Annotated in this window: 1 protein-coding gene; it reads right to left on the reverse strand. The window is 60.3% G+C overall.

Features of this window, described 5'->3' with window-relative positions; genetic code table 11:
• A partial coding sequence (locus tag KDK17_RS10695) for a hypothetical protein (protein WP_257288062.1) occupies positions 1-905 on the reverse strand: 905 nt, incomplete at its 3' end.
• Positions 906-1,057: the final 152 nt, after the last annotated feature.

A 1,057-nucleotide genomic window follows, 5' to 3' on the forward strand; every position in this document is an offset into this window, starting at 1 on the left:
GTCGAGAAGATCAGGCTGTCGGAGGGTTGCCTGGGCCCCATCAGGCTCAGGTCCAGCGCCACCAGGGACAGTTGTTTCCGGTTGGCCAGGTATTTAGCCCGCGGGGTCTTGATGCTCCATGCCTGGTCAATGGGTTCCCACTGGTATCGGCCTCGCAATTCGTTGCCACCCGGGAAGTCGTAACGGCAGGGAATGGAGACCAGGTTCTTGAACTCGCTGGGTATCCCGGTCAGAACGGCACCAGCCTTCCCACAAAAGGGATGGCCTTTTGCACCTTGGTCAGGCCGTGGGAAAAACTGGAAAGCTTGCTTTTTGCGGGTATCCGATAGGGCGAGCAGCTGGCCGTCGTCATTGACCGTAATCTTGAATTTGTCGCGTTTTTTGGCCGCCAGCAGGGTTTCACCGTCCGGGAAGTACCAGAGATCCAGTGTCCTGAAGGGGTTGAACAAGGTGTGGTTGGCGACCGGGGTTGTCAGGGGTACCAGACCTACTGTTGCTGAGAACTCCTGCCGGGCCTGTGCCACCCTGGTGCGCAACACTCCCTTGATGTCAGTGATGAAGGCCCGGGCACTGGCGTTGGTCCAGGCCGTGTCGGGGTGATCCAGGGTCACTTTGAACAGGATTGTCTTGACCATTTGGCCCAGGTCCAGGCTCGTCATCGTCACGCCGGATCGGGGGGTGAACTGACGCACACTCAGGGTATCGTTAGACTTGGCGACGGTCTGCCCGGTGGCCTTGAGTTGCCAGTGTGCAAAGGGTTCTGTTTCCACTGGCAGGTTTTCGCTGACCACCCGGGTGTTGTCCCAGGCCTCGTCCGGTATCCACAGCTGGAAGCCACTGTGGGTATCGGCCAGGAGACTGCCGGAGTGCGCCTGCACACGGGAAAAGACCGGGTGTTTGGCCATCTGTGCTACCGTCCGCTGCTCGCCCGCCGGGCGGATCACCTGGAAGCCGGAGCTCAGCTGCTGGATGCCCCCGGGGCGATGGACGCCGGTGCTCAGCCAATACAGGTTGCCGGAATGCTGGCTGAACATAAGATAGTAAATGCGCTGGCCCC

It is taken from the genome of Endozoicomonas sp. SESOKO2, from assembly GCF_024606245.1.
Classification (GTDB): Bacteria; Pseudomonadota; Gammaproteobacteria; order Pseudomonadales; family Endozoicomonadaceae; genus Endozoicomonas_A.